Annotated in this window: 21 protein-coding genes; 6 read left to right on the forward strand and 15 right to left on the reverse strand. The window is 61.0% G+C overall.

Annotation, left to right across the window (positions count from 1 at the left end):
* Positions 1–47: 47 nt before the first annotated feature.
* The 4 genes from P3T20_RS33810 to P3T20_RS33825 form a co-directional block, all read right to left on the reverse strand.
* Positions 48–338 carry an H-NS family nucleoid-associated regulatory protein gene (locus P3T20_RS33810; protein ID WP_429289149.1) on the reverse strand — a complete coding sequence of 97 codons (291 nt, stop codon included), beginning with the start codon at positions 336–338 and terminating at the stop codon, positions 48–50.
* A 191-nt stretch (positions 339–529) separates the two neighbouring features.
* On the reverse strand, positions 530–757 hold the full coding sequence (locus P3T20_RS33815; RefSeq protein ID WP_429289150.1) for a hypothetical protein: 228 nt from the start codon (positions 755–757) through the stop codon (positions 530–532).
* A gap of 382 nt (positions 758–1,139) precedes the next feature.
* Positions 1,140–1,442 (reverse strand): hypothetical protein, encoded by a 303-nt coding sequence (locus P3T20_RS33820; RefSeq protein WP_429289151.1) that lies wholly within the window; start codon positions 1,440–1,442, stop codon positions 1,140–1,142.
* A 65-nt stretch (positions 1,443–1,507) separates the two neighbouring features.
* Positions 1,508–2,044, reverse strand: a complete 537-nt coding sequence (locus P3T20_RS33825; protein ID WP_429289152.1) for a BON domain-containing protein — start codon at positions 2,042–2,044, stop codon at positions 1,508–1,510.
* A gap of 175 nt (positions 2,045–2,219) precedes the next feature.
* Between P3T20_RS33825 and P3T20_RS33830 the strand changes: the two genes are divergently transcribed.
* Positions 2,220–3,620: a GntP family permease gene (locus P3T20_RS33830; protein WP_429289153.1), complete on the forward strand. Its 1,401-nt coding sequence runs from the start codon at positions 2,220–2,222 to the stop codon at positions 3,618–3,620.
* A gap of 31 nt (positions 3,621–3,651) precedes the next feature.
* Here the strand turns inward: P3T20_RS33830 and P3T20_RS33835 are convergent, their stop codons facing one another.
* The 5 genes from P3T20_RS33835 to P3T20_RS33855 all read right to left on the reverse strand — a co-directional run bounded on the left by P3T20_RS33835 (position 3,652) and on the right by P3T20_RS33855 (position 6,608).
* Positions 3,652–4,116 carry a protein-tyrosine-phosphatase gene (locus P3T20_RS33835; protein ID WP_429289154.1) on the reverse strand — a complete coding sequence of 155 codons (465 nt, stop codon included), beginning with the start codon at positions 4,114–4,116 and terminating at the stop codon, positions 3,652–3,654.
* Between the two features lie 69 nt (positions 4,117–4,185).
* Entirely contained in the window at positions 4,186–4,431 is a 246-nt protein-coding gene (locus tag P3T20_RS33840) for a hypothetical protein (protein WP_429289155.1), read from the reverse strand.
* Between the two features lie 144 nt (positions 4,432–4,575).
* On the reverse strand, positions 4,576–4,965 hold the full coding sequence (locus P3T20_RS33845) for a hypothetical protein (protein ID WP_429289156.1): 390 nt from the start codon (positions 4,963–4,965) through the stop codon (positions 4,576–4,578).
* Between the two features lie 283 nt (positions 4,966–5,248).
* A complete protein-coding gene (locus P3T20_RS33850) occupies positions 5,249–5,506 on the reverse strand; it encodes a transposase (RefSeq protein ID WP_429289157.1) in 258 nt (85 codons plus the stop codon).
* 619 nt (positions 5,507–6,125) lie between these two features.
* Positions 6,126–6,608 (reverse strand): hypothetical protein, encoded by a 483-nt coding sequence (locus tag P3T20_RS33855; RefSeq protein WP_429289158.1) that lies wholly within the window; start codon positions 6,606–6,608, stop codon positions 6,126–6,128.
* 328 nt (positions 6,609–6,936) lie between these two features.
* Here P3T20_RS33855 and phaP point away from each other — a divergent pair, with 328 nt between their 5' ends.
* Complete coding sequence (gene phaP / locus P3T20_RS33860) at positions 6,937–7,431, forward strand: TIGR01841 family phasin (protein ID WP_429289159.1); 495 nt, start codon at positions 6,937–6,939, stop codon at positions 7,429–7,431.
* Between the two features lie 149 nt (positions 7,432–7,580).
* On the opposite strand, the gene P3T20_RS33865 is transcribed toward phaP, so the two are convergent.
* Both P3T20_RS33865 and P3T20_RS33870 read right to left on the reverse strand, forming a co-directional pair.
* Entirely contained in the window at positions 7,581–7,919 is a 339-nt protein-coding gene (locus tag P3T20_RS33865; protein ID WP_074266694.1) for a hypothetical protein, read from the reverse strand.
* A 143-nt stretch (positions 7,920–8,062) separates the two neighbouring features.
* On the reverse strand, positions 8,063–8,668 hold the full coding sequence (locus tag P3T20_RS33870) for a J domain-containing protein (RefSeq protein ID WP_429289160.1): 606 nt from the start codon (positions 8,666–8,668) through the stop codon (positions 8,063–8,065).
* A 154-nt stretch (positions 8,669–8,822) separates the two neighbouring features.
* Between P3T20_RS33870 and P3T20_RS33875 the strand changes: the two genes are divergently transcribed.
* Positions 8,823–9,224, forward strand: a complete 402-nt coding sequence (locus P3T20_RS33875) for a RidA family protein (protein WP_074266696.1) — start codon at positions 8,823–8,825, stop codon at positions 9,222–9,224.
* A gap of 46 nt (positions 9,225–9,270) precedes the next feature.
* On the opposite strand, the gene P3T20_RS33880 is transcribed toward P3T20_RS33875, so the two are convergent.
* From P3T20_RS33880 to P3T20_RS33895, 4 genes are all read right to left on the reverse strand, one after another.
* Positions 9,271–9,924, reverse strand: a complete 654-nt coding sequence (locus tag P3T20_RS33880) for a hypothetical protein (protein ID WP_074266697.1) — start codon at positions 9,922–9,924, stop codon at positions 9,271–9,273.
* 192 nt (positions 9,925–10,116) lie between these two features.
* Positions 10,117–13,593, reverse strand: coding sequence for an ATP-binding protein (locus P3T20_RS33885; RefSeq protein WP_429289161.1), 3,477 nt, complete (start codon positions 13,591–13,593; stop codon positions 10,117–10,119).
* A 388-nt stretch (positions 13,594–13,981) separates the two neighbouring features.
* Positions 13,982–14,560 carry a methylated-DNA--[protein]-cysteine S-methyltransferase gene (locus P3T20_RS33890; protein ID WP_429289162.1) on the reverse strand — a complete coding sequence of 193 codons (579 nt, stop codon included), beginning with the start codon at positions 14,558–14,560 and terminating at the stop codon, positions 13,982–13,984.
* A complete protein-coding gene (locus tag P3T20_RS33895) occupies positions 14,557–14,745 on the reverse strand; it encodes an Ada metal-binding domain-containing protein (protein WP_429289163.1) in 189 nt (62 codons plus the stop codon). Before P3T20_RS33895 ends, P3T20_RS33890 begins: the two co-directional genes overlap by 4 nt.
* A 359-nt stretch (positions 14,746–15,104) precedes the next feature.
* On the opposite strand from P3T20_RS33895, the gene P3T20_RS33900 reads away from it, so the two are divergent.
* The 3 genes from P3T20_RS33900 to P3T20_RS33910 all read left to right on the forward strand — a co-directional run bounded on the left by P3T20_RS33900 (position 15,105) and on the right by P3T20_RS33910 (position 18,409).
* Positions 15,105–15,356 (forward strand): hypothetical protein, encoded by a 252-nt coding sequence (locus P3T20_RS33900; protein ID WP_074266701.1) that lies wholly within the window; start codon positions 15,105–15,107, stop codon positions 15,354–15,356.
* A 270-nt stretch (positions 15,357–15,626) separates the two neighbouring features.
* The gene (locus P3T20_RS33905) at positions 15,627–16,613 is read left to right on the forward strand and encodes a DedA family protein/thiosulfate sulfurtransferase GlpE (RefSeq protein ID WP_429289164.1); all 987 of its coding nucleotides are present in this window, start codon (positions 15,627–15,629) and stop codon (positions 16,611–16,613) included.
* 86 nt (positions 16,614–16,699) lie between these two features.
* Complete coding sequence (locus P3T20_RS33910) at positions 16,700–18,409, forward strand: FAD-dependent oxidoreductase (protein ID WP_074266703.1); 1,710 nt, start codon at positions 16,700–16,702, stop codon at positions 18,407–18,409.
* The last annotated feature ends 118 nt before the right edge of the window (positions 18,410–18,527 follow it).

The raw sequence follows: 18,527 nt of genomic DNA on the forward strand, positions 1-18,527 counted from the left end.
TTCGGGACCACCGCGGCGGTGCGAAAAATTCTCACCGCCGCATCACTTCACTCGGCGATCAGGAAGCGTTCGCGATTCTTACCCGCCAGCCAGGCCGGCGAACGCCCACGGCCACTCCAGGTTTCGCCCGTCTTCGGATTGCGGTACTTCGGTGGTAAAGGTGCCTTTTTCGGCGTTGAACGTTTGCTCGAAAAGCCAAGTTCCTCTGCGGTAATGCCGTATTCCACAATCTTCTGCTTGATATCGGCAATCGCCTGCTCAATTTCTTTTTCGCGAGCAACCGCGACTTCCTTATGAAGTTTTTCGAGCTGCGCAGTCAATTGTTTGTAAGTGGCCATGAAGAATCGCCTCCAGTCGGTTGGATAACTGCAGTGTGACCCTATCAGACCTAAAAAGTGCCGGGTAGCATCTCCTGTCCGTTTTCGGATTAGATGCGTGTGAAACGCATCCTGAGTCAGCAACGCGGCAATCACCCGAGCGCCATCCGGCATGAATGATACGTAACGTTAAGTCATCGTCAGCGACGACGTTACCGCACATTGGCTGACGCGAGCGCTATTCCTTCTCGCGCCTCAAGCGCGCTCAGTGCCACATGGAGCCGTCTGACCCGGCTCGCCAGCGACGGAACCAATGCCGCGTCCGATACCGACTTGAGCCGGTTGCGCCAATACGACAGCGGAATACGGTCAGCGGCGGAAATCCGCGTAATCACGTGTTCGAGATGCTGAATGTCTTTTTCTAATTGATGATGATTCATTACGTCTCCCCCGATATTCCCAGGTACTATCCGACCTTAAAGCATGAAGCGTGCCGTCGAGACCTATCGATAAAGCAACGAGGCAATAGATCGTAAGGAAAAGAGGAATAGCTGCGATAACCTCGCTTATGTATTCCTGATTCTTCGGGGGAAAGCATTCATAGATTCGCAAAGCGCTCATGGCATCGCCTCCTGAGCGCCGCGGTATAGGGAATTAAGCCGAGGTCAATACGATCGCTTTGCGCGCCGCATTTATGAAGCGCAGTGGGTGGCCCGGATCGACGCGCGGCAAAAAGAAACGCTCCGGCCTGGGCGCCGCCTGAGCCGCTTACACCGCGCCTGCCGCTGCACTTCGCCCGGCATCTTCCGGGCGAACTACTCGCTACTGGACGCCCGACTTCGCAGGACACGCGTAAATCAGGCTGTGCGTGCCCTCGTCATTCGACTGACGCACCACGTCGAACTGGCCGCCGCAACTGGCGCGCGCCTGCTGCGTACACGAATCGGAGCCCTCCGGACACTGGACCAGCGTAGTGGGCCGGCCGTCAGGCAGGAACAGCGGCGGGCTGCTGCTGCAACCGGCCAGCGCCGCAAGCAAGGCGAACCCGGAAGCCGCGCCAAGCGCCGCACGTTTCGCGCGGATTACATGTTCCATTCGAGCAGAAAATGAGTAGCTGCGTTTCATTGAGAACCCCGGTCCCTTTCTAATTCTTTGACCCAGCGATTGTGCCATGCGCACGCTGCACTGCGTCACTTGGGAGCCGTGTCTTCGTCGGCATGGCCATTCGCCGGATCGTCAGGCGCAGCAAGCGTCTTGTAGGGAAGCGGCCCGTGGGGATCCGCGCCGATACGCATGAAAACCTGCTCGACATCGGGAATTGCTTCGAGCTCCTGTTGCAGCGCGTGACGATCGAACGAGCGCGGCGCGCAGCCGTCAACGTAGACAAAGCGACGCTGCACCATGATCCAGATACTCGTGCCGTCGAACGCGTGGGGATCCGTGAAACGCGCGTGAATCGCGTCGGCGATCGGTGCGTCGTACAGGTACGAGTTCGGCTTCGAACATTTATGTGCAAGCCAGCAGGTTGTCCCGCGCTCGACCCGGTAGTGCGCATCGCTTTCCATCTGCGCGTGCGTCATCAGCGGCCCGAGCGGCACCGGACAATCGGCAAAGCCCTGCGAGAGAGTGAAGAACGGATCGTTATACCAGTTCTTGAGGTCACTCTGCTGCGCATGCAGCGATATGCCAAACAGGAAAAGCAATGTAGCGACAGGCCAGGTCTTCATCGCACCTCCCGACTGCTTCGAGATCGCACCAGCGCTCATATTGCGCAATTCCCGCATGTTGCCGGGCCGCGCGCGCGGACACAAGAGAAGTGACGCGTCCTGGTCCTCCATTGAGACGATTCGGTACAATCGGTCGCATCGGTACAAGTAGAACAACCCAGCTTTCGGAGACTCAATGTCCTTTGTCATCGTCCTCGCCGCCCTGGCGTTCCTGATGCTCGCCGCATATCGCGGCTACAGCGTGATTCTCGTCGCGCCAATCGCCGCCCTCGGCGCCGTCCTGCTGACCGATCCATCGGCGGTCGCGCCGGTGTTTTCCGGCATCTTCATGGACAAGATGGTCGGCTTCGTGAAGCTGTACTTTCCGGTATTCATGCTCGGTGCGGTGTTCGGCAAAGTCATCGAACTGTCGGGCTTCTCTGAATCGATCGTCGCCGCCGCGATCCGCTATATCGGCCGCTCGCGCGCCAATGCGGTGATCGTCGCGGTCTGCGCGCTGCTCACCTACGGCGGCGTCTCGCTGTTTGTCGTCGTGTTCGCGGTGTATCCGTTCGCGGCCGAACTCTATCGCCAGAGCAATATTCCGAAGCGCCTGATGCCGGGGGCGATCGCACTGGGCGCATTCTCCTTCACGATGGATTCGCTGCCGGGCACTCCGCAAATCCAGAACATCATCCCGACCACCTTCTTCAAGACGACCTCGTGGGCCGCCCCGGTGCTTGGCACGATCGGCTCGGTGTTCATCATCGTCGTCGGGCTGACCTATCTGGAATGGCGCCGGCGTGCTGCGATGGAGAAGGGCGAGGGCTATGGCACGTCGCTCGTCAATGAGCCGGAACGCGTCGAATCGAAACAACTGCCGAATCCGCTGCTGGCCGTGGCGCCGCTCGTGCTGGTAGGTGTGGCGAACTTCGCGCTCACCAAGCTGATCCCCGACTGGTACGGCGCGTCATATACGATTGCGCCGGAAGTGCTGCCCGGCATTCATGCGCCAGTCACGACATCGATCAAGGCCGTCGTCGGGATCTGGGCTGTGGAAGGCGCGTTGCTGCTGGGCATCGTGATGGTCATGCTGACCGCGTTTCCCCGCATGCGCGAGCGCTTCGCCTCCGGCACCAAGGCAGCCGTCGCGGGCGCGCTGCTGGCCTCGCTCAACACGGCGTCCGAATATGGCTTTGGCGGTGTGATCGCGGCGTTGCCCGGCTTTCTGGTCGTAAGCGATTTGCTCAAGAGCATTCCGAACCCGCTCGTCAATGCCGCCGTGTCGGTCAGCTCGCTCGCGGGGATTACCGGTTCGGCATCGGGCGGTATGAGCATCGCGCTCGCCGCCATGTCGGATACCTTCATCAGCGCGGCGAACGCGGCGCATATTCCGATGGAAGTACTGCACCGGGTGGTGGCGATGGCGAGCGGCGGGATGGATACGTTGCCGCACAACGGCGCGGTGATCACGCTGCTGGCCGTCACGGGGTTGACGCACCGCGAGTCGTACCGCGAGATTTTCGCGGTGACGATCATCAAGACCCTGGCCGTGTTCTTTGTGATCGCGGTGTACTACACCACGGGGCTGGTTTGAGTAGTCTCAAGCGATCCTCATTCGCCAATCTTCATACGTCATAGATCGCCTCCAGATAAGCCGCCTCCATCTTCAACCTCGACATATGCCACGCCCAGCGCTCCGCACCCTCACGGATGTCGAGCAAGGCTGCGGCGTGGCAAGCACGACCGTTCATACAAGGTTCCGGCACATCGCCTTCCTCCAGCAGACGAAAGGTCTTGCCGTACGCTGGTGGAAAACGGCGCTCAATCGTGAGTTTCTGCCGCGAGGTCATCACGAGAATAAAAGTCGCCGCATCGATCATCCACGGGGTGACGGCGTGAGCACGGTGATGTCGAATATCGAGGCCCTCGGAGTCCATCAAATCCACGGCCTCGCCGTTCGGCGACGCTCCCTCCACGACAAACAACCCTCCGGACAGCACCCGCGTACCCGGTAGCGCGCGGGTAAGCAGCCCCTGCGCCATCGGGCCACAGCAGACATTGGCTGTGCAGATCACAAGAATGGTATTCATCAGGCCAGTCAAACTCCAGAAGGACGATTAGCTTGCTGAAGATGTCGATGCGGCTGCTGCGTCCTGCGTTCAGGTACTGCTTCCGGTTCCACCCGTCGGCGTCGTACCGCCGCTAGCGCCTTTACCCACCGCTGCACCTGCCGCCGTCACCGACGCCACCAGGGTGGCGGACGGAGATCCGTCGCTATTGATTGCGCCTGCAGCCTGCAAAGCATCGAGCTCCGAGTCGATACCCGGCTGACCCGGTGTGAACGACGCCGTCAAAAACGATGTAGTCGAGAGCGAAATGCCATACGTTTGCTCAAGTATCTGCACAACCGCAGTTTCCGCGCTTGCGATCAAAGCGCTGTTGGTCAACGCACCCTGAAACGACGAATTGCTCGCACGCCACGATCGTACTGGTTAGGAAAGCTACAGACCCGAATTGCAACGTGCGCCGCATTGAAGCGTTAAGAAGTTTCATTCATTCTCTCCAGGAAAAGGTAATGCACAATTGACAGAACCAGGTTCTTGGTCTGCTGTTTCGTGTGGGGGATCATCAGCCATGCCGGGAGCGCACCGTAAGCGCACTGTCTTTGACACGCTCGCAGCCGGGCTTGGCCCGCCGGGTTCGTGTGCCTCTTCGGCGGGTTGCGCGTAACGCAGATAGGCGTCACGCATGCGGTAAAGCTGTGTCGAGAAGTACTCGCCGCTAAAGCGGCCTTGATTCAGCAGATACTGTTGCGCGCCATAAGCGAACGTGACGTTCTCAGCCGCATTGCCTGGCAGATAATTGGTGGAACCTGCACGCGTGCGGAAGTCGAGCCCAAAGCTCTCGTCGCCATACAACTGCGTGATGCCAGGTTTCATGCCTTGACGCGGAGTCAGCGGGAAACTCACGGTGGCGCCGACAAAGCTGCCAAGGCCGCTATGCTCTGCGTGGACACTGAACGAGGGCAAAGCCTTTGCAAAACATGGCTTTACCTTGCGAGCTCAACATGGCATCGAGTGCACATAAAGCTCAGGGATAGGCTGTTATGGCCGTGTTGTTACGCCGGCCACGTTACGGTGTTACGGCCGGGCGGCGCGAACACGTACGCGCGGCGCCAGCCGTTGGAAGGCCGCTGGATCGCGCAGAAATATCTCGGGAGAATCAGCCGCAGCCGCGCTGCCGCTTGCACAGAAGCTCAACGGCGCGCTGCAATTCACCTGAGCGGCGCCACGCGATGTACTTCGCGTAGCAGGTCTGTTGCGGCGGAAAGTTCGCCGGCAACCGATGCCACTTTTCTCCGGTTTGTTGAATCCAGAGAATGGCATTCAAAATATCGCGCGCAGCGCGGCGCGGTCTCCCACGTGGCGACGGGGATTCACGAAATAGATGCTCGACGTGCATCCAGTCGTCATCGGACAAAGGAATTTCAATCACGGGATTCTACGAATGGATAGGGATCACGCAGACTGACCTTTCCTATAGATATCGCAGCCAGATTTCTAAAGCCAGTAAAAATCGAATATCGACCCGCGTGCTGGGGTCAAGAAGCTTTCTTTGCTTACGAGATCTCGCCACGCTCGAAGGCGAGCCAGATAGTGAAACGTTTTCGTGCTGGCTTCCTCGCGCAGGTGCATTGGGACAGACTTCGATCTCGCCTGATTTAATCCTTCGCACTACATATTTTTTTCAATGGCATGAACTCACGCGCGCCGTGTATCTTTGACTTTAGCAAGCGAACCGTCGTGTCGCCCTCTCTGCGCGAAAGCGGTATTCGACTTCGAATCGCGGCTCGTCGGAAAGCCCACTGCCAGACGAACCGTCGTGATGGTGCGCAGGTAATCCGGCGAACCGGTTCGATTCGTTAACTCACAGCCTTCAAATGGGGGATGGGTATTTTTTACCGCCAAATGTCACAAAGAAGTAAATTATACGAATCTTTTAGAGAATGGACCAGGAGGAGTTGCATTGCAGCGACGCAACGCGCAATGCCAAGACGCGCCGGCCCACGGTAACCGCCCGCGGGCCAGGCTGAGGAGACTCATTTACATAACGAAAACGCTTCACGGGCGGCAATGTCGCCATTGCCGTAGATTCCCACCACCGTGCAGTCCGCCGCCACGCATTCATACGTGCTGTCCTGGAACGTCAGGACGTAGTGCCGATAGCCTTCTTGCGCAGCCGCCGGTCCCCACGAATCGGCCACCAGAGACGAGTTCACGATTTCATGCGCGCAATAGCCGCGTAGGCCCTGCGCGGACAACGGATGAGCGTACAGCCCTTCGTCGTTGGGTGGTCCGAACTGATGAAACGCCGCCGCCGAAAACTCCACCGCGCAGAACGGATCGTCATCTTCATCGAACGGACCGAAGCGCTCGAAATCCGTCGCGGCAATCCGATAGGCAATCACCACACGTCGTTCATTTGCGACGACAAACGGTTCCGGGGTATCGGCGGCGGGGCTAGGCACGTCGTCCAGCAAAACGACCTGGTCCTGCTGGAAAGAATCGAGGGGGCTGGTCATCGGCTTAGCTTTACTCCTGTACGCAGTCGCTCGTGAATGGGTCGCACTATGCCACGGGCGGCCCGGCGACGGCTACCGTCACATCCGCCTCGCGTCTGCTGCAAGCCGGCCGCATGGGCATTTCACGCCAGTTTCAACCAATCCGCAACCCGCCACGGCGGCTGCACAGCCTTGCCTCCCCTTCTCTCGAAATTGATTGACTTCCCAAAATTACCCCGTACAATGAGTTTTTGTTGCACTGCAACAAACCACTTTCAGCCCTTGCGGCGCGCGGATTTTGTTCACTTAGAGCCGTCTCGCACTCGCCGCCTTACCCTTTGGAGCAGTGATGAGCACGCTTACCCCCCAACAATTGATCGCCGCACAGCAAGCCAGCCTGCAATCGTTTTTCGGCTTCACGAACCTGGCGTTCGCAAGCTTCGAGAAGCTGGTCGCACTGAATCTGCAAGTCGGCAAGGCATCGCTCGCCGAAACGCAGGAAATCGCAGCCAAGGCTCTCTCGGTGAAAGATCCGAGCGAACTGGTCGCGCTGTCGGCCAGCCTGTCGCAACCGGCATCGGAAAAGGCAGCTGCATACGGCCGCCATGTGCATGAAATCCTGTCGGGCGCCCAAGCCGAATTCTCGAGCGCCGCTACCGCACAGTTTCAGAAAGCCCAGAAAGACGCACAAGGCTTTATCGAAAGCCTGGCAAAGAATGCACCGGCCGGCAGCGAAGGCGCGGTAGCAGCATGGAACTCGGCATTTTCGGCTGCCAACGCTACGTACGAATCGGCTAGCAAGGCTGCCAAGCAATTCGTGGCAACCGTTTCGGCCGGCGCATAAAGCAAAGCGTCAGACGCAAACGAAATGTTTCGGTCGCTGCCCACGGGCGGCGAACCGTTGCAAAAAGCGAACTTCGGTTCGCTTTTTTTATTGTGCGAGCGTGCTGGAGCGGTTGGCGTGAGATTGACGATGAAGTCGCGGCAGCCCGCTCATGCCGGCGCAAAGATCACGGCCTGCCGGTCCTCGATATAGCGGTGCGTCCGCGTGAAGCGATAGACCTGGCCATCAGCGGTGATCCGGTTCAATCCCGGTTCGGTCAAAGCAAGCATCTCATCCGCGAGGTGGGCCGCGACCGCGTCGCTGCTCGATAGCGCATCCAGCGAGTTGGCCGGGTCGCCGATGTACACCGAGCGATGACCCTCGCCATAGCGCATCACGACCACGGATTGACCGGCATCGAGCGCCAGTTCGAGGTAGTTGGCAAGCTCCCGCAACGACGCGGGTGTGCTCGTTCGCATCGTGTAGGCTGAACCGGTTGCTGTTGTCATCGCACCGTTCCCCCGTCAAATGTGCGAGTCAGGAAACGGCAGACCCGTTTCTTCTGTCGACCCGGCACACTTCTACTATAAGCAATCGGAGCGCAACGGCAGCGCTCTTTTTGAAGCGGGCGACAAACTAAACTGTGCGCGACTCAGAAGCGCAGGCCGTTCAGGAATTGAAACCACAGCCCGCCGAGCGTACTCCCGCTCGTAGCCGTGGCACTGTCACTCCGTGCCGAGGCGTGGTCCGCAGCCTGGGCCGACTTGTCGTTATTAGTCACCGGTCCGGGGGACACGTTTTTTTGCTGACGTGACGCATGCAGCGCCAGCACGCTGTCTGCAATCTGGCCAGCGCGGCTGGCCTCGCACTGCTGCCCGAGCAGCACGCCGAACACCACATCGCGGTTGTAGCCTTCGTCCGCAAAACGCATCGCGAGCGCCAACAACTTCGCGTACGCCGCCTGTTCGGCTGCGCGAGCCGCTTCTTCCCGCTCGGCGCGTTCCCGCTCCATGCGCTGAACGCGGGCTTCCCATGAACGCATCTTCTGGGCGAAGACGTCGTCGTAGATTTTGCGTTGCGCTGGATCGGACAGAATGTTGTACGCGTCCTTGATATCCAGAAACGCCGCGCGTGCCGTCTCTTCGGAACCGGCGTTGCGATCCGGATGCCAGCGCATGGCCGCCTTCCGGTAGGCGCGCTTGATCTCGTCTTCAGTCGCGCTCGGCTGAACGCCGAGCTTCTCGTATAGTGTTGCCATTGCTCGCCCAACCCTCCGTCACATCGCGACCCATCGTAGCATGCGCAAAATGCCTTCCGCGTGACATTGCACGGGCCCGTTTTTGGCGAGTTACTTTCGACCTCGCCGGCAAGTCCGGCTATTTCATCATCAATGATCTGAGCGGAGAAACAGCATGACGCAAGGCCCCACCTTCTGGATGATCCCGGACGCGCCGACACCCGTGGCCCCGTTTTCACACGCAGCCGAATCTGATGGATGGGTATTCGTGACGGGACAGATGCCCACTTCGCCCACCGACGACGCAGCCCCGCTACCCGAGGGGGTCGTCGCGCAGACACAGCGCGTGATGGACAATCTGAAGATTGTGCTGAAAGGCCTTGGACTGGGACTCGAACACGTGCTGAACGCACGCATTTTCCTGACGGAATTCAAGCGTGACTACGCGGCGATGAACGACGCGTACCGGGCGTACTTTCCGCCCGGCGCCCTGCCCGCACGAACCTGTATCGGCGTCACAGGCCTGGCGCGCGATGCACTCGTGGAAATCGACTTCATCGCGCGACGGCCTGGTTAAAGACGGCCGCGGCGCGATAGATCGAACGAAAGCACGAAGGCGTGCCTTAAAACCGGTACGTCACGCCGACCTTCACGATCGGATAGAAACGATAACGGTCTACAGTGTTCTGCAGCGATTGCTTCTCGGCGTCGACGTTCGCCTGACCCGCTTCGGCCACGATATCGGCGGGCACATCGAAGTCCAGATGCGGCTTGCCATAGGCAACGCCCGCGTCGAAGAACATCGAAAAGCCTTTGGTGGCGAGCGGCGAATGGCCGAAGCCGATGCCAAGGTACGGACGCACGGCCGGGTAGGTGGCCTTCGCGTGAATGCTTTGACCCAGCGTCGAATAGGCGACGCCATTGATGGTGTAGGTACCGGACGGGCTGGTTGCGGTCGCATTCACATGATCGTCGCCAATCAGCAAGCCGGCGGTAAGGCGAAACGGCACGACGCTGGGCATCGGGAAGAAGTCGCCATAAAGGCCGGCATGGATGAGCGTCGCCGTTCCGTCGTAGTGCAGGTCGCCTGAGTTGAAGCTATGCGAGAAACTGACACCGTTGACTTCAGCCCGCACGTTGGCGAGTGAGCCGAGCGGGTGACCGTAGCCAATACCGGCGCCTTCGGTGCCGATCTGCCCGTACACTTCATCCGCCATCGCGAGCGGTCCATAGACGGCGGTAAGGCCTGCAAACAGAGCGACAACCAAGCGTTTCATCGTACAAGTTCCTGTGGCGTTTTATTAGACGTGGCGAGAGGACCGAGGCGGGTAGATCTACCCAGGGGACAAGGCCACATGCGTGACGCATAGGGCCCGCAAACTCGTTTACGACGCGCGCACAGGAATCTTGAGGTTCAGGTTCGAAGAAGCTTGATGGGTGACACGGGAAGGCGCCGCCTGGCGCTCCCTTCAGCGCAGCGACGCCTCGTCGAGGCCGAAGTGGCTGCGCAGACCTTCATGCAACGCCAGGGCGAGACTGGCCATCTGCTCGCTCCACGGGTCTTGCTTGCGACACAGATCCTGGAGCTCACGACATTGCGTCGCGAACTGCGGTTCGCCCACGATCAGGAAACCGCCCGCGGCACTATGCGCCCAGTCGCGCAGCGCCAGGCGGTTATGGCTCTCGACGATGGCCAACAGCTTGGGCAAATCGGTCTCGAGATGTTCCTTAAGCATGGTGACATAACGCGCTTTGGTCTGCGCGTCGAACTCGGGCGTGGGCTTGAGCGGCACCTGCGGCGCGGCGTCCGAGGCAATCGCCGGTTCGCGGGCTACCGCCGGCTCTACCGCCTCATCTGCGTTCATACCCAACACGTCGAGCGCCGCTTCCAGCTCTCCAAGCGACGTGGGCTTGGGAATGTAACCGGTGAAGCCGCGCTCATCCCATTCGTCAGTTTGCTGCGTGTCGGTAACCGCGCTGAACGCGAACACCGGCAACCCGGGATGATCCCGTCGCAGCGCCACCAGCAGTTCATAACCGTCCATGACCGGCATGTGAATATCGGTCAATACGACGTCAACTTCCGTATGCTCGAGTATCGCGAGCGCCTGGCGGCCATCGCCGGCAAGAATCGGCTCGCATCCCAGCGTCTGCAACTGTTCGACAATCAAGGACTGGTTCAGCGGATTATCCTCGGCGACCAGCACCACCAGACCCAGCAATGTCGGCTCGGGAGCTGTTGAAGGTGCAACGGTCTTCATTGTTTCCCGAGTGGATGCCGGAGCAACGAGTAGAGCGTCGACGCGCCCTGCGCCGTCTTGCGCGCCTGTTGCGGCAAGATCCGCCGCCGCGACAATCGCTGTATGACTGAACTCGCTCACTTCGAGTACTCCCTCGCAGCGCCAAGTTGGACGATCAGGTCCGCCGCGTGTGATCCACACAGCGTTCACTGGCCGCACCGCGCGCAACGTTGCGATTACGTCGAGTTCATACTCGCCGGTCACCACCAGCACCTCGGGCCGGTTAGTCTGTAACCACTCCTGCGCGGAGCGCGCCGAAGTAACACTGCAGCAGAACCATCCGTAAAGCCCGAGCCACTCGCCGATGAGCTGACCCGACACCGTCTCCTGACACAACACCAGCACGCTGCCGCGACTCGCAGGCACGGGCTGCGCGACACGCTCTTCGTCGGATGGAACCGCCATGGGAATCGAGATGCTGAAAGCGCTCCCCACCCCCTTCACGCTTTCGACGGAGATATGTCCGCCCATCAATTCACACAGGCTCGCGCAGATCGACAAGCCGAGTCCCGTCCCACCATAGCGGCTGGACGTCGTCGCTTCGCCCTGCACAAACGGGTGAAAAATACGCGACACCATCGGCGGGTCCATGCCGATCCCCGAGTCGCAAACCCGGCAACTGAGAATACGGCGGCCCTGCGTATCGATCAGCACCTCGGCGCCGAGCATGATCTTGCCGGCAGAGGTGAATTTGAAAGCGTTGCTCAACAGGTTGTTGACGATCTGCGCAATGCGGGTCCGGTCTCCGCGCAAAGTCTGGGTGAGCGTCGGAGAAAGGTGGGAGTAGAAACGAATCGGCCGCCCCGGCGCCATCGGCGCATACGACAGCGCAAGATTTTCGAAGTCGTCGATGGGCCGGAAAGACTCCGTGACCAGCTTCATTTCGCCCGCGTCGATCTTTGAAAAGTCGAGGATATCGTTGACGATGCGGCGCAGCGCATCGGCCGCGACGCCGAGCGTACGCACGCGCTGCTCGTGCGCCTCCAGACCCGGCGTGCGCACGAACAACTCCAGATTGCCAAGCAATGCGTTCAACGGTGTGCGAATCTCATGGCTCATCGACGCAAAGAAATTGGACCGCTCGCGCATCGCCGTTTCGGTGGCGCGCTGCGCGGTGCGCAGTTGCGCCTCGAGCGCATGCTGCGAAGTGATATCGAGGATGGCGCAGAACAGCACGTCTTCACCCGCATAGCGGGCCGGCGCGCAGGTGAACTGCAGAACCTGTGCGCCCGCGCCGTCAATTTCGTCGGGTTGAAGCGGCGCGGCAAACACGACCGTCCGCGCCTCGTCGACAGCGGGCAACGCGGCCCGGAAGGCCGCGACGATATGCGTGGGCAGCGTATCCGCAGATGGCTCACGCTGGAGCCATTGTGCAGCGAGCGCATTGCCGCTGAGAATCGAATAGTCGCGTTGCCGGACGATGCACAGGCCAATCGGCGTGGCGCTCACGAGAACATGGTTGATGGCCTCGTTCTCCAGCGCGCGCGTGGCTTCATCGTAAGCAGTGCGCAGCAGGCGCAGTCCCCAGAAACGCGCGGTCAATGCGATGCCGACCAGCAAAAGCAGCGCGCCGCACGCGATCGCCGCGAATTGCCAGCCGAGGATCGCCGCCAACCCGCTCCAGGGAAGATAGGCGATCACCAGACCGAAGCCGGACAGCAGCGGCTCGCGCAGAATCGCGCCGTGGAGCGTGTATCGATACGTATCGTTCGCCATCTGCGCGGCGTTCGTCTGCAACATGTGCCCGGTTTCCACAGAGACCGGACGTGAGGAAACGACGATGCGCTGATCGTCGGTCAGCAGCATCAGGGTGCCCCTCGGGAAGCGACGCGAGAGATGCTCCACGAGCGCATCGACGGGAATGCTCATGGTCACGAGCATCGTGGGTGTATCGCCCTCGTAGTAGGCGCTGAGTGCGGTCATGACCGGCACGCCCAACTCTGTGTCCACATATGGACCCACCCACACGCGCTGGTCTCTGGCAGGCACGCGCCGGCCGGTCTGCTCCTGCAGCTGTTGCAGGAGCCTGGCGCGGATTAGCGGAACGTCGGACGGCTGCAGCGGCCGCGCGCGACCGCCTTCCCGACCCTCTACCGACGGCGTGATCACCGCATAGTCGTCAGTCAGCCCGATCAGCATCGCGCGATGATTCAGCTCGAAGGCCCGCTGCGTGGAAAGTGTGGACTGACCCGCTTCATATAGACGCCAGAGCTTGTCGCTGAGCGACGCGCTCCATGCGTCACGCACGGCCTGCGACACGAGCAGATCGAAGTGCGATCCATCCGTGCCTGCATCGCCGCGCGCCATGCCGGTTTGCCGGATCGAAGCCTCGACGCCAGCGGGGAGGCTGCGCACATCGCCGGTCTGTTGGTAGTACTGGATAGTCAGTTCGGTGCGCCGCAGGAATGAAACCTCGCCATGCAACAGCAGCGAGATTTCGGCGACGTATTGGGTGATGAGACCGCGGCGATAGTCGAGCTGCTTGCCGGCGGCCAGCACGGCAGCCAGCGCCGCGGAGACCGCCACGATGACCATCAGCGTAAGTACCGCCGCGAGGTAGTGGTAGCGCTGACGCTGTGCGTTCTTTGCCAGCGAAGCAAAAGCTTCGGCGAGCGACGCATGGGTACGGTCGAGGGTCTTCAGCATCGGGTCACGTCGTTCGCGTCATTCGCACAGACGGGCTACCGGCGATAATGTTTGCAAGCAGCCGTGTCTGAGGCCATACCGCACTATCCGGCGCAGTGTAGCGCGTTCGACGCATCCGGCAAACGTCGTGTAGTCGGCATAGCGAAACAAACCGCCGGGCACCGTGGCGCCGGATGCCGTTTAGTCTGATAGATCGGCGTTACTCCCACCTCGACAAAGGGTTCGGCGCGGATCAGCATAAGTCCGTCAGCGCCCTGGTTGTGCGGGGTGGTTGACCCATGTAAAACGGCGTTTTAGCGGCCCGTCCCTCTTCGGACGGGCTATTTTTTGTTGCCGGGCAGATGCCGGTGGCTGTACTTTCGGCGCACGTCGTGCACGCCACACTGCGTTAGAAAGCGTCGTCGGCGTCCAGCAATTCGAGCTGCCGGGGGAGTTTCGATGCCGGCCGCTCGAGCGCGAGCAAAGCCGCTTTGCGTTCAAGTCCGCCAGCATATCCGGTGAGCTCGCCCGCATTCGATATCACGCGATGGCACGGCACGATGATCGACACCGGATTGCGTCCATTCGCGGCTCCCACTGCGCGCGCACTGCCGATCGGGAGACCGAGCCGCTGCGCGAGCCGCCCATAACTCTCGATCTCGCCAAACGGAATCTTGACGAGTTCGCTCCAGACACTTCGTTGGAATGGCGAACCGGCCATCTGCAGGCGCACGGTGAACTGTTGCCGCTCGCCAGCAAAGTATTCGGCGAGTTGCTCCGCGCTTTCCGCTAACACGCGCGGCGGCTTGCCCATAGATACACCCGTGAATGTATCGGCGTCGCGACCCGTCGCCGTGCCGCTTGCGGTGTCGACGGCGTCCGGCGGGAAGTACTTCTGGCCGACGAAGTACACGCCCGTGAGCGCATCGTCCTCGGCGCGTAGCCACATCGCGCCGAGCGGGCTCTGAATCGTCAAGTAGTGTTTCATGCGGCGTTCACGTAGAAACGGCAATTTGCGAATCCCGACCAACGCACGGGACGCAACGGGCGGCAATAAATACCTGCCGAGGCCACCACCAGAGAGAAGCCGCCGTCAAAGCATGGGGCGGCGCCCGAGGGCGTCGGCTTACAGCAGATTTCACGGTCCCGATTCATAGCATCAATGTAGCGCATTGCCTCGTGTGCTGGTCAACGGCTGCGCGGGGTGGATCGTTTACAGCACAGGTGCCTGCCCGCGGGCGGCGGAGCCGCGCGCCGCCCATTCGCCCGATACCAAGCCCTAACCCGGCTACGCGTCAGGGCCATGACAATCGGGTGGAACGGTTGCACCGCAGCGGGGCACGAAAAATGCATCCGGCGACACAATGAGTCGCGTTAAACTGGCTGACACGACATCCTCGCATCGCGCATAGCAAAGCGCAGCGCGGGTTTCGGCAGTTTGTGGGATGCTATGGGTTTGGCGGTGTGCGGCACATGGTGCACCAGGCTGCCCGTACAATGGCTTGATAAACAACGGAACGAGGACAACTTCGATGCGCACTACCGGGTCTTCCGGGTCAATGGCCCTGCTCACCGAATTCGACGACGCGACGGCGCGCGAACTTCGCTCACTGCGCCTCGAGTCGACAGAAGACGGCAAGGGTATTCTTCTGATCGAAGTGGACGAGCGCAAGCCGGGCATCCACCGCGAAGTGCGTTATGAAATCACGCCGGCGGAACTGATTGCGGCCATTCGCGCGCACGGCGCCGAATTGCCGGGCGAACAACACAATCACCGGACGTAAAACGGAGGTGGCAGCGGTACGGGTGCACGCGAACGCCGTTCACCCACCGCCCAGCCCGCTTGAGAAATTCAGCGTTGAATGACCAGCAACAAACGGCAGTCCGGAGCCTCGGCCCAATCGCGCTCCGCGCCTGCCGTGCCTGACCCGGCAAAGCTTCTCCCGCTTCATCCGCGCCCCACATTACCGGACGCTTGCACGTCTCGGAAATGCGTCCATAATCCTTAAGTTACTTCTTCGCTTCCCGCCGGAAACGGTCGCGGAAGTAAGCCGATGCTACATGACCTCGTGGAGCAGTACGGGCCTGCTCTCGTCTTCGCTAATGTGCTCGCCGCATCGCTAGGGTTGCCCGTGCCCGCGATGCCCTGTCTCGTCCTGTTCGGCGCGATGGCGGCCATGCATCCGGCCACCGTCGGCACGCAGCTCGCGTCGGTGCTGATCCTCGCCATTTTCGCCACGCTGATCGGCGACAGCGCGTGGTACCTCGCCGGCCGCATTTACGGCGGCAACACATTGAAGACGCTGTGCAAGCTGTCTCTCTCGCGCGACACCTGTGTCAAGAAGACCGAGCGCTTCTTCGGCCGCTGGGGCGTGCGCGTGCTGGCCGTGGCGAAGTTCGTGCCGGGCCTGTCGATCGTCTCCATCCCGATGGCCGGTGCGATGGGCACCACGTATCGCACCTTTCTGACTTACGACAGCATCGGCGCCGCGCTCTGGTCTGGAACGGGTCTCATCATTGGCGCCCTGTTCGCGCAGCAAATCGACATGCTGATGGCGGGCGCCGGACGCCTGGGCAAGATGGCGGGCGTGGTAATCGTCGCATTGCTGCTGCTTTACGCCACCTACCGGTGGATCCGGCGGCGCCAGCTCATCCGCAAACTGGCTACCGCGCGCATGGAGATAGATGAGCTGGGCAACCTGATCGCATCCGGCCAACCGCCGGTGCTGTTCGACATCCGTTCGCGCGAGAAGCGCAAGCTGGATCCGTTTGTGATCCCGGGCACCCAGTTTGCCGACGAGCGCCAGCTCAACGAGATCATCGCGAAGTATCCGCCGAACCAGAAACTCGTCATCTACTGTTCCTGCCCGAATGAGATTTCGGCGGCGTGGATGGCCAAACAACTCAACGAAGCAGGCTTCGCCGACGTCCTGCCGCTGCGCGGCGGTCTCGACGCGTGGCGCGACGCGGGACGGCAACTCGAGCCACTGGAAGAGGAGCCGATGGAAGAAGTGCATCCCGGCGTAGCGCCGGCGGTGTAGCACGTCCGGTTCTCCAGCAGTTCGTCTGTCGCCTGCGCTGCCTCGCAGTACCCCATGCTGGATCAAACGACAGAAGGAGTGGTTTGATGGTTGAGATTCAAGAAGCCGAAGGACAACAAGCTGTGGTCGCCGACGCGCCGTTCTCTTCGTTGGCGACACGCGAACATCAGATGTTCCCCGAACTGACGTGGGAAGAAATCAAGCGGCTGAGCAAATTCGGCGAGGTGCAGCACTGGGAACCCGGTCAACTGCTGTTCGAAACCGGTCGTGTCGGACCGGGCATGTTTGTCACGCTCACGGGGCGCGTCAAGCTGTTCCAACGCGATGGCCTCGGCCGTGAGCGCCTGGTCTCCGAACGTGGTCCGAAGCAATTCCTCGCCGAAGTGGGTCAGTTGTCGGGACGCGTCTGCCTCGTCAGCGGCGTGGCATTGGAACCCGTCGATGCCTTGCTGATTCCACCTATCAAACTACGCGCGTTGATCGTCGCGGAAGCAGAGCTTGGCGAGCGCATCATGCGTGCGCTGATCCTGCGGCGTGTCTCGCTGATCGAAAAGGGCGCTGGCGGCCCGATCCTGATCGGCAAGAGCAACGACTCGCGGCTCGTCTCGCTGCAGGGCTTCTTGTCGCGCAACGGTCATCCGCATTCGGTACTCGACGAACGTGATGAGGAGGCGCTCGGCCTGATCGAGCAGTTCGGTGCAAAGCCTGAAGACCTGCCACTGGTGATCTGCCCGGACGGTACCGTGCTGCGTCATCCGAGCGATCCTCACCTTGCAACCTGCCTCGGCATGCTGCCCGAACTCGACGCTTCGCTGATCTACGACGTTGCCATCGTCGGCGCAGGGCCGGCAGGACTCGCCACGGCCGTTTATGCGGCTTCGGAAGGCCTCTCGGTGATCGTGCTCGACAGCCGCGCGCCGGGCGGTCAGGCGGGCGCCAGTTCGCGCATCGAAAACTATCTCGGCTTTCCGACCGGCATCAGCGGTCAGGCGCTGGCCGGACGCGCGTTTGTGCAGGCGCAGAAGTTTGGCGCGCACGTCGCCATTCCGGTCAGGGTCAAAGCCCTGCATTGCGAGGAGTCGCCGCACCGGCTCGAGCTCAAGTGCGGTGGCAGCGTGAAGGCGCGCACCATCGTGATTGCCAGCGGCGCGGTGTATCGTCGGCCGGCTATTGAAGGTCTCGAGCGTTTTGACGGCAAGGGCGTCTACTACTGGGCGTCGCCGGTTGAAGCCAAGCTGTGCAAGCGCGAAGAAATCGTGCTGGTGGGCGGCGGCAATTCGGCTGGGCAGGCCATCGTCTATCTCGCCACGCATGCGGCGAAAGTGCACGTGTTGATTCGGCGCAGTGGTTTCGAAGCGACCATGTCGCGCTATCTGATCGACCGGATCCGCTCGCTGCCGAATGTGTTTGTGCATCCTCACACGGAGATCGGTCAGCTCGAAGCTGATGAGGCCGGCCTCGCATCGGTGGTGCTGAAGGAGCCGTTACCAGACGGCACGGATCGGTTCGACACACGTCATCTGTTCCTCTTCACCGGCGCGGATCCCAACACCGAATGGCTGCAAACCTGCGGCGTGCAGCTCGATCCCAAGGGCTTCGTGCTGACCGGTGAAAGAGGCCTGAACTCCACCTGCGATCTCGGCACCACGGTTGACGGCGTATTCGCGATCGGCGATGCACGCGCCGGCTCGACCAAACGCGTGGCAGCAGCAGTCGGTGAAGGGGCGGCTGTAGTGTCGCAGATCCATCAGATGCTGGCGGTGAGCGCAGAGGAGGCGGTGGCACTGGGAGCATGACGCACGACGCTTTCGCGCTAAAGTAGCGGCTGTCCGGCCGGGCGACGCATCTTCGGTCAGCCTCACGCCGCTACTACGCCAGCGCGCCACTGCGCGGGCTCCATCCATTCAGCGATCG

Source organism: Paraburkholderia sp. GAS206C (assembly GCF_050435645.1).
Lineage (GTDB): Bacteria > Pseudomonadota > Gammaproteobacteria > Burkholderiales > Burkholderiaceae > Paraburkholderia > Paraburkholderia phenazinium_B.

Coding starts and splice junctions, on each gene's coding strand:
- P3T20_RS33810 (WP_429289149.1), bottom strand. CDS start 338: ATGGCCACTTACAAACAATTGACTGCGCAGCTCGAAAAACTTCATAAG.
- P3T20_RS33815 (WP_429289150.1), bottom strand. CDS start 757: ATGAATCATCATCAATTAGAAAAAGACATTCAGCATCTCGAACACGTG.
- P3T20_RS33820 (WP_429289151.1), bottom strand. CDS start 1,442: ATGAAACGCAGCTACTCATTTTCTGCTCGAATGGAACATGTAATCCGC.
- P3T20_RS33825 (WP_429289152.1), bottom strand. CDS start 2,044: ATGAAGACCTGGCCTGTCGCTACATTGCTTTTCCTGTTTGGCATATCG.
- P3T20_RS33830 (WP_429289153.1), top strand. CDS start 2,220: ATGTCCTTTGTCATCGTCCTCGCCGCCCTGGCGTTCCTGATGCTCGCC.
- P3T20_RS33835 (WP_429289154.1), bottom strand. CDS start 4,116: ATGAATACCATTCTTGTGATCTGCACAGCCAATGTCTGCTGTGGCCCG.
- P3T20_RS33845 (WP_429289156.1), bottom strand. CDS start 4,965: ATGAAACCTGGCATCACGCAGTTGTATGGCGACGAGAGCTTTGGGCTC.
- P3T20_RS33855 (WP_429289158.1), bottom strand. CDS start 6,608: ATGACCAGCCCCCTCGATTCTTTCCAGCAGGACCAGGTCGTTTTGCTG.
- phaP (WP_429289159.1), top strand. CDS start 6,937: ATGAGCACGCTTACCCCCCAACAATTGATCGCCGCACAGCAAGCCAGC.
- P3T20_RS33865 (WP_074266694.1), bottom strand. CDS start 7,919: ATGACAACAGCAACCGGTTCAGCCTACACGATGCGAACGAGCACACCC.
- P3T20_RS33870 (WP_429289160.1), bottom strand. CDS start 8,668: ATGGCAACACTATACGAGAAGCTCGGCGTTCAGCCGAGCGCGACTGAA.
- P3T20_RS33875 (WP_074266696.1), top strand. CDS start 8,823: ATGACGCAAGGCCCCACCTTCTGGATGATCCCGGACGCGCCGACACCC.
- P3T20_RS33880 (WP_074266697.1), bottom strand. CDS start 9,924: ATGAAACGCTTGGTTGTCGCTCTGTTTGCAGGCCTTACCGCCGTCTAT.
- P3T20_RS33885 (WP_429289161.1), bottom strand. CDS start 13,593: ATGCTGAAGACCCTCGACCGTACCCATGCGTCGCTCGCCGAAGCTTTT.
- P3T20_RS33890 (WP_429289162.1), bottom strand. CDS start 14,560: ATGAAACACTACTTGACGATTCAGAGCCCGCTCGGCGCGATGTGGCTA.
- P3T20_RS33895 (WP_429289163.1), bottom strand. CDS start 14,745: ATGCGCTACATTGATGCTATGAATCGGGACCGTGAAATCTGCTGTAAG.
- P3T20_RS33900 (WP_074266701.1), top strand. CDS start 15,105: ATGCGCACTACCGGGTCTTCCGGGTCAATGGCCCTGCTCACCGAATTC.
- P3T20_RS33905 (WP_429289164.1), top strand. CDS start 15,627: ATGCTACATGACCTCGTGGAGCAGTACGGGCCTGCTCTCGTCTTCGCT.
- P3T20_RS33910 (WP_074266703.1), top strand. CDS start 16,700: ATGGTTGAGATTCAAGAAGCCGAAGGACAACAAGCTGTGGTCGCCGAC.